This is a genomic window from Mesorhizobium sp. WSM4898 (genome assembly GCF_029625845.1).
Taxonomy (GTDB): domain Bacteria; phylum Pseudomonadota; class Alphaproteobacteria; order Rhizobiales; family Rhizobiaceae; genus Mesorhizobium.
The window spans coordinates 205,136-218,663 of sequence record NZ_JARTVQ010000002.1; the positions used below are offsets into that span (position 1 = coordinate 205,136).

The window sequence follows — 13,528 nt, forward strand, 5'->3', positions numbered from 1 at the left end:
CTTGCGGCAGCTGGAGAAATGGACCGACTGGCTCTGCGATGAACGGGTCGGTCCTTTCAGTGCCGCAATCGCGTTTGCACTTGCCTATTGCCTGGTCCAGATCCTGGTGATGCCGCTCTCGTCCCATTTCGTGGGCACTGGCGTCGGCGTCGACGACGCCGAACAGTTGATGGCGATGCGCTTCCTCGCGGCCGGCTATGGCGGCTCGCAGCCGCCTTTATACACCTGGTTCGGCATCCTCACGGCCTCGCTGGTTGGAACCAGCATTCTCGCGCTCAAGATCGTCAAATACACGCTGCTGGCCGGTGGATTGGTCGCGTCCTTCGCCACAGTGCGCCGCCTGGGCTACACGGCCCGCGCGGCGACCGCCGCCATGTTCGGCCTGCTGCTGTTTCCACAGATCGTATGGGAGATGCAGCATGCCCTCACCCACTCGGTCGCGGTTTTTTGCTTTTCATCGCTGCTGCTGCTGGTGATCGCCGAGTTGCAGAAACGGCGCTCGACTACCGCGTATGTGCTGCTTGGCTTGGCGACGGCTGCCGCAATGCTGTCGAAATACAATGAGGTGATCTTTCTCGCTGCGCTGTTCCTCGCGGCGCTGTCCGTCCGCGAAACACGTGAGGCGATCTTCGATCGCCGTTTCCTGATCAGTGTGGTTGTGGCGATCCTCGCCTGCCTGCCCACATTCTACTGGAGCCTCACGCATCTGGGAGACCTGCTGGCGCACAGCGGTGGCCTGGGCGTCGCCGAGGGGGGCAGCGCGGCAAAGACTCTGTCTCGCGGCATCCGCGGCTTGGGCAATGCGATACTCAATTTCGCCGGGCTGCCGGCCACGATCTTTGCCGTCGCGTTTTTCCTGGCGCGCAAGCAATCCGCACCACCGCCCGAGGCCGCAGCGTGGCCAGAGACGCTGGTCTGGCGAGCGATAGGCTTCGCCTTGCTGATCACGCTCGTGGTGGTGCTGGCGGGCGGCATCACACAGTTTCGCGATCGCTGGATGCTGCCCGTATTCGTGCTGTTGCCAGTCGCCATTGCCATGCGGCTGGACGCGATGGGGGAAAGGGGCAGGAAGACGCAAGCGACAATCGTCTTCGTCGGCGCCATGATGGCCATCCTGGTGCTTCCGGTAAGCTGGTACATGCAGGTCCACGGCGGCGATAACCGCGGCAGCATCGTGCGCTTGGATTACGCTTCGCTCCATCGTCAGCTGACAGCCGACGGACCGGTCGGCACTGTGGTCTCGAGTTGGTTCTGGATCGGCAATCTCCGCCTCGTCGATCCCGATCTCATCGTGCTCGACGACGAGATACCCGATTTCGCCAAATCGATCCGCGAGCCCGCGGTGCTTGTGCTCGCGGATGACGAGGAACCGGCTTCCGTCATCTTCAAGAGGATCACCGAGGCCGGCTATGTGATGGACACCGTCCATCGGCGCATCGCGGTGCCGCAGTTGGGGAACGCACCGCGCCAGGTCACGATCACCAGGCTGCACAAGATGACGCCGCAATAGACAGCCAGGGGACCGCATGGACACACAACGTTTCGGCCGCCACCGCAAGATCATGCCGTTCGAACCCGGCTCCGTCGAGGCGCTGCGCGCCGCCTCCCGCGAGAAGGCTGCCGCGCTCAACCAGCACGCTCTGGGCTATGGCGCGGTAGCCGAAGCCGAATGGGCGGCGGCAGGCATCGCCTCTCCAGACCTGCCTGCCATGCGAAGCTATCGGCTCGAGCGCATCCGCGCTGAGCTCAGGCGCCGCGACTATGCGGGCGCCCTGCTCTACGACCCGGTCAACATCCGCTACGCGACGGATTCGACCAACATGCAGCTCTGGGTCGCGCACAATCCGACCCGCCACTGTTTCGTCGCCACAGAAGGTCCTGTGGTGCTGTTCGACTATTTCTCCTGCGAGCATTTGTCGGATCACGCCGGCGTCGTCGACGAGGTGCGGCCGGCGGTGTCGTGGATGTATCTTTATAGCGGCGAGCTGACCGACAAGAAGGTCCGTCGCTGGGCAGCCGGCATCGCCGAGCTCCTTGCCGAGCAGGGCGGCGGCAATCGGCGGATCGCCGTCGACCACGTCAACCCGGAAGGCGTCGAAGAGCTTGCCCGCCACGGCATCACGGTCGGCAATGGCGAGGCGGTGATGGAGAATGCGCGCCTCATAAAGTCGCCCGACGAGATCCTCGCCATGCGCCGCGCCATTGTCGCCTGCGAGGCGGCGATGGGCGAGATGGAAGCGGCGCTGAAGGCGGGCATTTCCGAGAACGAACTCTGGGCGGAACTGCATCGCGGCAACATCGCGCGCGGCGGCGAATGGATCGAGACCCGGCTTCTGTCGTCCGGGCCGCGCACCAACCCCTGGTTCCAGGAATGCTCGTCGCGCATCGTCGAGGACGGCGATCTCGTCGCCTTCGACACCGACCTCATCGGTCCCTATGGATTCTGCGCCGACCTCTCGCGCACCTGGCTCTGCGGCAATGGCCGGCCGTCCGACGAGCAGCGTGATCTGTTCCGCATCGCCGCCGACCAGATCGCCCACAACACAGTATTGATGCGGCCGGGCATTTCCTTTCGCGATCTCGTCGAACGCTCCGCCGTGCCGCCGGGAGACTGCTTCCCGGCGCGCTACGGCGTGCTCTACCACGGCGTCGGTCTGGCGGACGAATATCCGACCCTGCCGCATGCCAGCGACTGGACGGACGACACGCCGGATGGCGTCCTGGAACCCGGCATGGTGCTGTGCGTGGAAAGCTATATCGGCAGGCTCGGCGGCCGCGAGGGCGTCAAGATCGAGGAGCAGATCCTCATCACCGAGACCGGCAACGAAAAACTCTCAGCCTACCCGCTCGACGAAAAGCTGCTTGGCAACTGACCCGTCCAAGCCAAGCTCGGCGATGGCCTCGCGCATGGACGCAACGACGTCCGCCGATGTGGCCCTGGCCGAGATAAACGGCAATCCCTTCCGCCTGGTCGTCCAGCCGACCACTTTCACGCGCCGCGCCGCCGGCTCGAATCGCTGCGCCAATGCCCAGCTCTGGCAGTCGATGGCGGCGATATCGGCCCTGCCCTCGGCGATGGCGACGATCGACGACCGGTGGCCGCCGCTTTCGCCGCACGAGGCGAAGACGCCCAGACTTTCGCCGATCGCCTCCAGGTCGCGCGTCAGCCCGAGCAGCCCGGACATCGAATCCGGATTGTTGAAGATGAAGCGCTTGCCGCGGATGAGATCGAGCGGGATGACGGCCTTGCCATCCGCGGGCGAGCCAACCGACGGCCCGCCATCAGCCGGCATCACCAGCGCGCTGGAATAGAGCTCGCCCTGCCCGCCCTCGAAGGCGTCATAGCTTGGCTGAGCGACCACCTGCACATGCCTGGCAAGGCCGAGCTCCATCGGCCCCCAGCAGGTCTGTCCGAAAAGCAGCGCCGGGCTCAGCCAGAGCTGGTGAAAGTCGAACTCGTCCGGGGGCAATGTCGCGGGGTCGGGCGCTATCAGCGTCCCGGCGCCGTCTTGGATGCCGCCGGACACCGGCGGCAGGTCGCGATTGCTGCGCGTCATTCTTTCCGGCGCGTCGATACCCCTCCGTCGAAAAGCGTCGCGGAGCTGCGCCCATTGCGCGTCGATCTCGCCGCGAACTTCCGGCCAGTCATACATCGGCAGAGCCGCAATCAACTTGCTCATGACGAACAGCTTTCAAAACAGGCGGTCATCGGCGCCTGAATTCCGCGGCGATAAAGCAGTCGCGAAAGTTCGAAATTACTCTTTCGGCGGCTCAGCCGGCACCGGAGCCGTGCCAAGTCCACTCACATTACGCGCTCTGATGCGCGGCTTGAAGGCACGGCCGGGTTCGGGCGCGCGGCGCAGCACCGGATGCACCACCGGCTCCTTGGCCTTGAAGGCAAATGATTTGATCAGCGCGAAATAATTCGGATACACGTAGCCGTTGTTCATCCGCAGCCATTCTTCGCGGCCATCGCGAAACATCTTCGGCAGTCTGTACCAGGCGACGGTCGGGCTCTTGTGGTGCACGAAATGCAGGTTGTTGTTGAGGAACAGGAAGGAGAGCGGCGACCGCTCGACGATGATCGTGCGGCCCTCCGGGTGTTCCGACCACTGATGCTCGGCATAGGTGCGCACCGAAATCAGGGACTGGCCGAGCCACACCGGCCCAAGTATGTAGAGCCAGAGCGGGATGCCGAAGCCGAAGGTCACGATCGGCACGACCACTGCAAGTCCGACCGCATGCAGCAGCCAGGCTTTGCGGATCGCCTTGTCGCCGGCGGCCATCTGTCTGGCGTCTTCGAGGAAGAAGCCGATCGACGACAGCCAAGGTCCGAGAACGAAGCGGCCGACCATTGTGTTGTTGATCTTGAGCAGGACCTTCATCACTGGCGGCATTTCCGCATGCATCCAGAGCGCCTGGTAGTAGCTTTCCGGATCGTCGAGCGGGTCGGTCAGCCGCTCGTCGGCGTGGTGGCGAAGATGGATCGCCTTGAAACGGCGGAACGGCCAGACCAGCCCGATCGGCAGGATGACGAAGGCCTCGTTGATGTTGGCGTTGCGGGTCGGATGGCCATGCAGCACTTCGTGCATCAGCGAGGATTGCAGGGCCAGTATCAAGGCCAAGGCGACAAGGGCCAGCAGCGGATAGGAAGGCCAAAGCAGGAAGCCGGTGGCAAGCCAAGCGCCATAACAGAACAGTGTGAGGAATACTGTCGGCCATTCCACGGCCGGTGTGCTGCTATGTCTCTTGCGTATGCCAGTCATGCTATCGACCACTGCCTTCCAGTCGCCGGAACCACTTTGATTCCTGACAGCATTGTGTCAGGAGCCTGTCGTTGTCGCAACGCGACAAAGTGAACAATCTGTTGCGAATGCGCATTTTTAGCTGCAGATGTTATATATTGTAAACAGATTTGGGGATTCATTTGCGCCTGAGCACCTAACCAGCAGGCCTGGGCGCAAATTTTTCCTCCACTGGAAAGGAGCGGCGTGATGGACAAGCGTGATCTGTCGACGGTCTTCCGAGAGCGCCTGAAATTGCTCTTGACACGCTCGGACTTGAACCAGTCGGCCTTCGCGAGCGCCGTCGGCATCGATCGTTCGGCGCTGTCGCAACTCCTGTCGGGCGCCTCGACGCGCCTGCCCCGCGCCGAGACGCTTCTCAACATTGCCGCCGAGTTCAAGGTATCGCTCGACTGGCTGCTGGGCCTTAGCCAGGACGAAGGCGTCACCGGCGAGATTCGCGAAAGCCTCGAGATCGAGGAGGCGCCGGACGGCTTTGACCGCACGCTACTTGCCAAATGGCACGCCGAGGCGGTCGGCACCAAGATCCGCTACGTGCCGGCGGGCATTCCGGACCTCCTGCGCACCGAGGCCCTTGTCGAATACGAGGCCGGCATTACCAACAAGAGCCGCGAGGCGCAGGCCGGCGAAACGCAATACCGCATCGACTACAACAGGCGGCCCGAGACCGACATGGAGGTCTGCATGCCGCGCCATACGCTGGAGATTTTCGCACGCGGACTCGGCGTCTGGGACCGGTTCCCGGAAGCCGAGCGCCGCCGGCAATTGCTGCACATGGCAACGCTCCTCGACGACCTTTACCCGACCTTCCGCCTGTTCCTCTATGACGGCCGCATGCGCTATTCGATCCCTTATACGATCTTCGGGCCGTACCGCGCCGCAATCTATGTCGGCGATATGTATCTGGTGTTGAACGCCACCCAGCCGGTCCGTACCCTGACCAGCCACTTCGACAATCTGATCCGAGCCGCCGATGTCAACGCGCATGAGGCTGCGAGCTTCACGCAGAAACTGGCCGGCATCTCCTTCACCTCAGGCTTTGTCTGAACGCGGCCGCTATCGCAATGCTGGCATGCGGCGACCAACCTGGCCGACCGTCGTTTTAGGAAACTCACGCAAGAGCGGGCCTCATATTCGTTGACTAGATATAAAGACTTCTTTATATCGTTATTTGAATTCAGGACACGAAAGCCAGAGCCATGACCGCCACCAATCCAATCGACGCATTGCTTGCCGAAAAAGGCGTGCTGCTGGCCGACGGCGCCACCGGCACCAATTTATTCGCGATGGGACTTGAGGCCGGCGAAGCCCCCGAGCTGCTCAACGAGACGGCGCCCGACACCATCGCCGCGCTGCATCAGAATTTCGTCGATGCCGGCGCCGACATCATCCTGACCAATTCCTTCGGCGGCACCCGTCATCGGCTGAAGCTGCATCACGCTCAGGACCGCGTGCATGACTTGAACAAGCGCGCCGCCGAAATTGCCCGTTCGGTGTCCGACAAGGCAGGCCGCAAGGTGATCGTTGCCGGCTCCGTCGGCCCGACCGGCGAGCTTTTGGTGCCGCTCGGCGCTATGTCCTATGAGGAAGCGGTCGATGCCTTTGCCGAGCAGATCGAGGGCTTGAAGGCCGGCGGAGCCGAAGTCGCATGGATCGAGACCATGTCGGCGCCGGATGAGATCCGCGCCGCGGCCGAAGCCGCGATCCGCGTCGGCCTGCCCTACACCTATACCGGTTCCTTCGATACGGCCGGCCGCACCATGATGGGGCTGTTGCCCAAGGATATCCACGGCGTTGCGGATGGACTGTCGCAGGCTCCGCTTGGGGTGGGCGCCAATTGCGGCGTCGGCGCAGCCGACATCCTGGCCTCGCTGCTCGACATGACCGACGCGGAGCCGGAAGCCACCGTGATCGTCAAGGGCAATTGCGGCATTCCGGAATTCCGCGGCAGCGAGATCCACTATTCCGGCACGCCCGAACTGATGGCCGACTATGTCCGGCTGGCAGTCGATGCGGGCGCCAAGATCGTCGGCGGCTGCTGCGGCACCTCGTTCGCTCACCTTGCCGCGATGCGCAAGGCGCTCGACGCGCACACCAAGTCGGCGCGTCCGACGGTCGAGTCCATCGTCGAGCGCATCGGGCCGATGCGCAACAAGATAGCGAGCGCTGCCGAGGCAGGCGAAGGCCGTCGCGAACGCCGGCGCAGCCGCGCCTGAAGTTGGCCTGCTCTATTCGCTGTTTTCAGCGTAGCGCGACAGCGCCGTACCGAGATCGGTGGCGGCGCTGTTCTTGCCGTCGGCGCCCATCGTCATCAACGCGCCGGACGCGCGCGGGTCGCTGATCTGCTCCAGCATCACGCGAAAGCGGTCGTTGTTGAGCGCAGAGAGCGCCGTGTCGCGGGCCGCATCGACATTATTCCTGATCCGCGCGGATTCCGCCGACGGAGCGGACGGTGCTCGCGTCTGAAGATTGCCCGCAGTCGGCGTCACGTTCCCGGTGATATGCAATTCCAGCCCCTCACTTCTATCAGCTTTGACTAACAGGAGGGCATTGCGATGAAGTTCCGGAAAAGCCGCGCAATTTAACGATCGGCAAAAGCCGGCAGGTCCTCCGCCGGCTTTTTGTTCCATGGACGGCACCCGCCCTATCTGTTGGTGCCCAGCGACGAGGCTAGCCGCACCAGCGACAGGAATTCCGCCCTGTAGCCGAACGGATCAGCGCCGCGCGCGGCGTTGGCGATCTCCAGGATCCGGTCGTAGCCGAAATTCGCCGTCTGATCCGCGTCGCGCAGCTTCTGCCCGAAAGCCGCGACCGCGACCGAAAAGCGCTGGTCGACGCCGGCTTCATCGAAGGACGGCACCTCGTTGGCCGCGGTCACCGGTGTCGTGATCAGTTTCGAGACATTCTCGTTCGGCAGCTTGTAGCGGATTTTTACGAAGGCATATTCGCCCGCATTGGCAACGCCGCCATTGTCGACCTTCGCCTCGCCATAGCGCAACGGATCGACCTGCTCGGCGCCGCTTCGCTTGGGCGTGACCTCGTAGATCGCCGTCACCGAATGGCCGGAACCGATATCGCCGGCGTCGACGCGGTCATTGTTGAAATCCTCGCGCTTGAGCGCCCGCGTCTCATAGCCGACCAGCCGGTATTCCGAGACCTTGGCCGGGTTGAACTCGACTTGGATTTTCACATCCTTGGCAATGGTGAAGAGCGTCGAGGACGCGTCCTCGACCAGCACCTTCTCGGCCTCGGCAAGCGTGTCGATATAGGCGGCCGTGCCATTGCCGTTCTGGGCGATGGTCTGCATCATCTGGTCGTTGAGATTTCCGCGGCCGAAGCCGAACACCGAGAGAAACACGCCGGTCTTGCGCTCCTTCTCGATCAACCGTTTGAGGTCGTCGTCATCGGTCTGGCCGACGTTGAAATCGCCGTCGGTGGCAAGCATCACGCGGTTGATGCCGTCCTTGACGAAAGACTGCTGCGCAAGTTTGTAGGCTTCCTTGATGCCTGCCTCGCCGGCGGTCGAACCGCCTGGCTCCAGATTGTCTATCGCTGCAAGAATCTTCTGCCTTTCCGCGGCCTTTGTCGGCATCAGCACCGTGCCGGCATTGCCGGCATAGGTGACGATGGAGACGGTGTCGTCGGCCTTGAGCTTGCTGACCAGCAACCGGAACGCCGACTTCAAGAGCGGCAGCTTGTCCGGCTCGTCCATCGAACCCGAAACATCGATCAGGAACACCAGGTTTGCCTTCGGCGCCTCGACCGGCTTCACGTCAAAACCCTTGATCGCAACATGCATCAGCTTGGTGCGCTCGTTCCAGGGCGTCGGCATGACGGTGACAGTCGAATTGAACGGCGTCGCGGCCGAGTCTGGCCCCTTCCAGTCATAAGGGAAGTAGTTGATCATCTCTTCGACCCGGACCGTGCCTGGGTCGGGCAGAATACCTTCCTTCAGCGAGCGGCGGACGAAGGAATAGGACGCCGTGTCGACATCGATCGAGAAGGTCGACACCGGATCCTGGGCAGCTTGGTGCACCGGATTGGTCTTGAAGGTCTCGATGCGGTCGCGGTTTTGCTCTTGCGGCTGCATTTGATCGGCCGGCATGGGCGCCGGCTGAACCCTCGGCCCGAAACCAGCGACGGCGCCAGCCGGCATCTCTGCAGGCTGCATGGCGGTTGCCGGCGCCTGGGCATTCGCTCGTCCGCCGGCGGCCAGCTGGTCAACCTCCGCAGGTGCAGGCGGCGGCGCAGGCAGCGCCTGTGGTACTTGCTTGGCAAAGTCCTCCAACGCCCCGTATTCCTGCCTGGTCCGATCATCGGATCGGCTCAATTCAGTTTTCGGCGGCGATGCCGGTGCGACCTGCGCCTCGTCTTCGACACGCCTCTCGCTGTCGGCGCCGGTCTTCTTCTCCTTGGCAGGCGCGGCCGCCAGCGGCTCGCTGATCGCGGGCTGGTTCGGTATCGGCTTCTGCGCAACCGGCTTGTCGGCCACCGTTTCGGTGACCTTCCCGTTTGAAATAACGGGCGGCTGCTCCCTCAGCATCTCAAAAGCGGCATAGCCGGCGATAGGCAGCGCGACCAGCGCGGTCAGGGCCGGGGTGGCAATGAGTTTCCGTTGCATGATCTCTCTCCAGAGCCTTTGTGCTCGCTCCGTGAGACGAAGACCTGCCGGCGATCCTTGGGGGGCGGTCGAAATTTTTTCGTTCAAGTCGAAGGCGTGCATCGCGGCGGCCAACGCACGCGTTTGCGCTTCGCTGTCCGGCGCCGGAACTGCCAGATTTCGCAGCCTTTCGAGTTCGTTGTCGTCGACCATGGTCACACTTCCCCGGCTGAGCGCATGAGCAGCTTCAGCCGTTTCTTCGCTTCATGGATGTGCCAGGAAACCGTCGCCTCCGAGATCGCCATCACCTCGGCCGCAGCCGCGTGGCTCAACCCTTCGCCATAGACGAGCAGCACCGCGTCGCGCTGCTTGTCCGGCAGCATGCGCACCGCCGCCCACAGCGCCTCGGCCGGGTCCTGGGCTTCCGCCGAGCCCTCCCCCGCGATCAGCGCATACGTGCCGAAGGCCTCGGTCTTGGCGCTGTCGCGGGCGCGCTTGCGCATCATGTCGCGCGAAGCGTTCAGTGTCATGGCGTAGAGCCAGGTCGTGAACGCGCCATTGCCCTGATAGTCGCGGATTGCCCGACCGAGCCGCACGCAGACATCCTGGGCGATGTCTTCGGCATCGGCCTTGCGGCCGCACCAGCGATAGGCGGCGCGATAGACGAAGCCATAGTGCCTTTCGAGCAGTTTGCCGAAAGCCCCCCGGTCTCCGCCCCTCGCCCGCCCGACCAATTCGGCATCGGAGGCTTCGCTGTCGTCCAGCATCATCGCCGTCATTTGCCTGTTGGACGAAGGCTAATGGCGATTCCTTGGGGCGATGGAAAGATTTTTTTGCGGCAGCCTCCGCACCCTACCCCAAGGTTTCGGCGAACAGCGTGATGAGCCGCTTCCAATGGCGCTCGGCGCCCGCTTCGTCATAGACGCTGTGGTCCTTGACGCACCAGCCATGACCGACGCCGACATAGTTCTCGATCGTGTGGTCGACTTCGGCGACCCTGAGCGCCTCTGCCAGCCGGGCTGATTGCTCCGGCGGAAAGCTACGGTCCACGCCGGCGACCCCGACGTAGATGCGTGCCTTGATCGACGCCGCCTTCCGGTGCGGGCTGTCGGGCGCGTCGCTTGCCAGATTGCCGCCGTGGAAGCTGGCGGCGGCAGCAATGCGGTCGGGATAGGCCGCGGCGGCATTGAGAGCCCGCGCGCCGCCCATGCAATAGCCGACGACGCCGACCGGCCCGTCCAGGCCTTCGGCAGTGAGCGCATCGAGGAAGGCCGCGCTGTCGCGGATGGTCATCTCTTGCGTGGTGCCACCGCTCAGCGCCGTCAGTTGAGCCCTGGTCCTATCCTCAGCAAACGCAGTCTTCGGGTCGAACGGTCCATAGGGCACGCTGCGATAGAACAGATCGGGCAACAGCACGGCATAGCCATGCCGTGCGAGGCGTTCGGCCATCTGGTCGAGCGTCGGCCGCGGGCCGAAAATATCCATGTAGAGGATGACGCCGGCCCTGGCCGCCGCCGCCTGTCGGAACAGCCCGGCCTTGGCCTTCCCGTCCCGGGTTTCGATCTCGATCTCTTGCTTGGCCATGCTGCTCTCCGTCGTCTGTCCGCGCGATAGATATCCGGCTGGAGCGGCCCGGCAAGACAATCCCGGAGCCTGGCGTTCAAGATTTCGTGCGGTTGGCCTTCATCTTACAGCCGAGCAAAGGCCGCCATATGAAAGGCCTGCACCTCTGGCGGATAGCGATAGTCCGCCCCGTAGGGACATGCGTTGCGGTCGAGGCAGCCGCTCGTGCGGCACAGGCCGCCTCCGGGGCCGCGCACATGCCCAAGACAGGCTTCATGGGCAAAACCCTGCTCGGAATAGGCATCGACCGGACAGGAATTCATGCAGGGTTTTTCGACGCATGTGTCGCAGAGATGAATCGGTTCTTGAGGTTCGGGGAGGAAAATCTCTTCCTCGAACAGCAGCGCGCCGCGATAGGCATGCCAGAGCCCATACTGCGGATGCATGAGGATGCCGAGCGGCGACGGCTTCAACCCTTCCGCCCGCATCGCCCATTGCTGGAACGGCAGATAGGGCCTGTCGGAGGGCGACACGGCGCGAGCGCCGAACGCTTGCGCCACCGCGCCGATCACCTCCCGCGACCAGGTGTCGAGCGGGTTGACGATCCCGCTGGCCCGCTGCCCAAGCCAGCGCTGGAAGTGCGGCCAGAGTGCGACGCCGGCCTGCCCGACCAGGAGGGCGGACTTGGCAGGCGCGCCTGAAAGCCCCGCAGGCGCCGTTTCATCACTGGCGAAGCGAAAGCCGCCCCGAAGGATCAGGCCGTGGGCGGCAAGCGCGGCCGCGGTCCCTTCGATCGTGCCGCGCGAAAAGATCATCCCTTCTTGTCCGGGTCGGAGAACGCGCTCCGCCAGACTTCCTTATGGATGATGTTGGCGACTTTAGCCCGGCCTGACTCGGGCTCCTTTCAAGTGAAGGCGTCGGCCATCGAGGCCTTCTTCCTGTCGATGAAATCCTTCAGTGCCTCGTCGATCGCCGGATCGAGATGCGGTGCTTCGTAGCTTTCCAGCCAGCGGCGGGCGAGCTCGTTGGCGCGCTGCGGCGCTGTCTTTTCGCCTTCGGCCAGCCACTGCTCGTAGGAATTGTTGTCGGCGATGTTGGAGCGGTAGAAGGCGGTCTGGAAATTCGCCTGCGTGTGGTCGCAGCCGAGATAGTGGCTGCCCGGACCGACCTGGCGGATGGCGTCCATCGCCTGGCCGTTCTCCGACAGGTCGACGCCCTCGGCGAATTTCTGCGTCATGCCGAGCTGGTCGATGTCCATCATGAATTTCTCGTAGCAGGAGGCGAGGCCGCCCTCGAGCCAGCCGGCCGAATGCAGCACGAAGTTGGTGCCGGCAAGGATGGTCGAGTTCAGCGTGTTGGCGCTCTCATAGGCCGCCTGCGCATCCGGGACCTTCGAGGCGCAGAGCGAGCCGCCGGTGCGGAACGGCAGGCCGAGCCGGCGGGCGAGCTGCGCTGCGCCATAGGAAACCAGCGACGGTTCCGGTGTGCCGAAAGTCGGCGCGCCCGACTGCATCGAGATCGACGAGGCGAAAGTGCCGAACAGCACCGGCGCGCCGGGCCTGATCAGCTGCGTGAACGAGGCGCCGGCAAGCACCTCGGCCAGGATCTGCGTCAGCGTTCCGGCAACCGTCACCGGGCTCATCGCGCCGGCCAGGATGAACGGCGTGACAATGCAGGCCTGGTTGTGGCGCGAATAGACTTTCAGCGCGCCGAGCATGGTCTCGTCGAACACCATCGGCGAGTTGGCGTTGATCAGGCTGGTCAGCACCGTGTTGTTCTCGACGAAATCCTCGCCGAACACGATCTTGGCCATCGCCACCGTGTCCTCGGCCCGCTCCGGCGCCGTCACCGAGCCCATGAACGGTTTGTCCGAATAGCGGATATGCGAATAGATCATGTCCAGATGGCGCTTATTGACCGGCACGTCGACCGGCTCGCATACCGTGCCGCCCGAATGGTGGATCGACGGCGCCATATAGGCGAGCTTCACGAAATTCTGGAAATCCTCAAGCGTTGCGTAGCGGCGGTTGCCGTCGAGGTCGCGCACGAAGGGCGGGCCGTAGACCGGCGCGAACACCGTTCCCTTGCCCCCGATCTGCACCGAACGCTCCGGATTGCGCGCATGCTGGGTGTAGATCGAAGGCGCGGTCTTGAGCAGCGAGCGGCAAAGCCCCTTGGGAAAATGCACGCGCTCGCCTTTCACATCGGCGCCGGCCTCTTTCCACAGCGCGAGCGCCTCGGCGTCGTCGCGGAAGATGATGCCGATCTCTTCCAGCACCGTGTCTGTGTTCTTCTCGATCAGCGCCAGGCCTTCCTCGTCGAGGACCTCGTAGACGTTGATCTTGCGCTTGATATAGGTGAGCTGGGTGCCCGGACCGCCGCCTGCGCGCGCCGCGCGCCTGGCCGCCGCGCCGCCGCTGGCGCCGCGTCCGCGTCGTCCGCCCGACGCTTCCTGCTCGACTGCCGCGTTATCGCTCATGATCGTTCTTCCTATAGATTTTAGATTTGGGCCTGAATTGGCTGGCGGCCGGTTCGCCGCCGCTTCTTTCCGGATCGTAGC

Annotated in this window: 12 protein-coding genes; 4 read left to right on the top strand and 8 right to left on the bottom strand. The window is 63.7% G+C overall.

Annotated features, from left to right (window positions below; genetic code table 11):
* Position 1: 1 nt before the first annotated feature.
* Both P9228_RS08455 and P9228_RS08460 read left to right on the top strand, forming a co-directional pair.
* Positions 2 to 1,510 (top strand): glycosyltransferase family 39 protein, encoded by a 1,509-nt coding sequence (locus P9228_RS08455; RefSeq protein ID WP_278053001.1) that lies wholly within the window; start codon positions 2 to 4, stop codon positions 1,508 to 1,510.
* 16 nt (positions 1,511 to 1,526) lie between these two features.
* Positions 1,527 to 2,873, top strand: coding sequence for a Xaa-Pro peptidase family protein (locus P9228_RS08460; protein ID WP_127241752.1), 1,347 nt, complete (start codon positions 1,527 to 1,529; stop codon positions 2,871 to 2,873).
* Here the strand turns inward: P9228_RS08460 and P9228_RS08465 are convergent.
* Both P9228_RS08465 and P9228_RS08470 read right to left on the bottom strand, forming a co-directional pair.
* A complete protein-coding gene (locus P9228_RS08465) occupies positions 2,835 to 3,680 on the bottom strand; it encodes a PhnD/SsuA/transferrin family substrate-binding protein (protein WP_278053002.1) in 846 nt (281 codons plus the stop codon). The genes P9228_RS08460 and P9228_RS08465 overlap by 39 nt on opposite strands.
* A gap of 75 nt (positions 3,681 to 3,755) precedes the next feature.
* Positions 3,756 to 4,766, bottom strand: coding sequence for a fatty acid desaturase (locus P9228_RS08470; protein ID WP_278053003.1), 1,011 nt, complete (start codon positions 4,764 to 4,766; stop codon positions 3,756 to 3,758).
* A 228-nt stretch (positions 4,767 to 4,994) separates the two neighbouring features.
* On the opposite strand from P9228_RS08470, the gene P9228_RS08475 reads away from it, so the two are divergent.
* Together P9228_RS08475 and bmt are read left to right on the top strand one after the other, a co-directional pair.
* Positions 4,995 to 5,852 carry a helix-turn-helix transcriptional regulator gene (locus tag P9228_RS08475; protein WP_067329332.1) on the top strand — a complete coding sequence of 286 codons (858 nt, stop codon included), beginning with the start codon at positions 4,995 to 4,997 and terminating at the stop codon, positions 5,850 to 5,852.
* Between the two features lie 152 nt (positions 5,853 to 6,004).
* Entirely contained in the window at positions 6,005 to 7,021 is a 1,017-nt protein-coding gene (gene bmt / locus P9228_RS08480; RefSeq protein WP_278053004.1) for a betaine--homocysteine S-methyltransferase, read from the top strand.
* Between the two features lie 12 nt (positions 7,022 to 7,033).
* Here bmt and P9228_RS08485 read toward each other — a convergent pair whose 3' ends face one another.
* From P9228_RS08485 to P9228_RS08510, 6 genes are all read right to left on the bottom strand, one after another.
* Positions 7,034 to 7,435, bottom strand: a complete 402-nt coding sequence (locus tag P9228_RS08485) for a hypothetical protein (protein WP_245466794.1) — start codon at positions 7,433 to 7,435, stop codon at positions 7,034 to 7,036.
* A gap of 14 nt (positions 7,436 to 7,449) precedes the next feature.
* On the bottom strand, positions 7,450 to 9,618 hold the full coding sequence (locus P9228_RS08490; protein ID WP_278053005.1) for a von Willebrand factor type A domain-containing protein: 2,169 nt from the start codon (positions 9,616 to 9,618) through the stop codon (positions 7,450 to 7,452).
* 2 nt (positions 9,619 to 9,620) lie between these two features.
* Positions 9,621 to 10,184, bottom strand: coding sequence for an RNA polymerase sigma factor (locus tag P9228_RS08495; protein WP_278053006.1), 564 nt, complete (start codon positions 10,182 to 10,184; stop codon positions 9,621 to 9,623).
* Between the two features lie 73 nt (positions 10,185 to 10,257).
* Positions 10,258 to 10,989: a dienelactone hydrolase family protein gene (locus tag P9228_RS08500; protein ID WP_278053007.1), complete on the bottom strand. Its 732-nt coding sequence runs from the start codon at positions 10,987 to 10,989 to the stop codon at positions 10,258 to 10,260.
* Positions 10,990 to 11,093: 104 nt separating this feature from the next.
* Positions 11,094 to 11,783, bottom strand: coding sequence for a hypothetical protein (locus P9228_RS08505; RefSeq protein WP_278053008.1), 690 nt, complete (start codon positions 11,781 to 11,783; stop codon positions 11,094 to 11,096).
* An 89-nt stretch (positions 11,784 to 11,872) separates the two neighbouring features.
* On the bottom strand, positions 11,873 to 13,447 hold the full coding sequence (locus P9228_RS08510; protein WP_067329317.1) for a trimethylamine methyltransferase family protein: 1,575 nt from the start codon (positions 13,445 to 13,447) through the stop codon (positions 11,873 to 11,875).
* Positions 13,448 to 13,528: the final 81 nt, after the last annotated feature.

Excerpts from the sequence above, each read along its gene's own strand:
- P9228_RS08460 (WP_127241752.1), top strand. The coding sequence starts at position 1,527 with ATGGACACACAACGTTTCGGCCGCCACCGCAAGATCATGCCGTTCGAA.
- P9228_RS08465 (WP_278053002.1), bottom strand. The coding sequence starts at position 3,680 with ATGAGCAAGTTGATTGCGGCTCTGCCGATGTATGACTGGCCGGAAGTT.
- P9228_RS08470 (WP_278053003.1), bottom strand. The coding sequence starts at position 4,766 with ATGACTGGCATACGCAAGAGACATAGCAGCACACCGGCCGTGGAATGG.
- P9228_RS08475 (WP_067329332.1), top strand. The coding sequence starts at position 4,995 with ATGGACAAGCGTGATCTGTCGACGGTCTTCCGAGAGCGCCTGAAATTG.
- bmt (WP_278053004.1), top strand. The coding sequence starts at position 6,005 with ATGACCGCCACCAATCCAATCGACGCATTGCTTGCCGAAAAAGGCGTG.
- P9228_RS08485 (WP_245466794.1), bottom strand. The coding sequence starts at position 7,435 with ATGGAACAAAAAGCCGGCGGAGGACCTGCCGGCTTTTGCCGATCGTTA.
- P9228_RS08490 (WP_278053005.1), bottom strand. The coding sequence starts at position 9,618 with ATGGTCGACGACAACGAACTCGAAAGGCTGCGAAATCTGGCAGTTCCG.
- P9228_RS08495 (WP_278053006.1), bottom strand. The coding sequence starts at position 10,184 with ATGACGGCGATGATGCTGGACGACAGCGAAGCCTCCGATGCCGAATTG.
- P9228_RS08500 (WP_278053007.1), bottom strand. The coding sequence starts at position 10,989 with ATGGCCAAGCAAGAGATCGAGATCGAAACCCGGGACGGGAAGGCCAAG.
- P9228_RS08505 (WP_278053008.1), bottom strand. The coding sequence starts at position 11,783 with ATGATCTTTTCGCGCGGCACGATCGAAGGGACCGCGGCCGCGCTTGCC.
- P9228_RS08510 (WP_067329317.1), bottom strand. The coding sequence starts at position 13,447 with ATGAGCGATAACGCGGCAGTCGAGCAGGAAGCGTCGGGCGGACGACGC.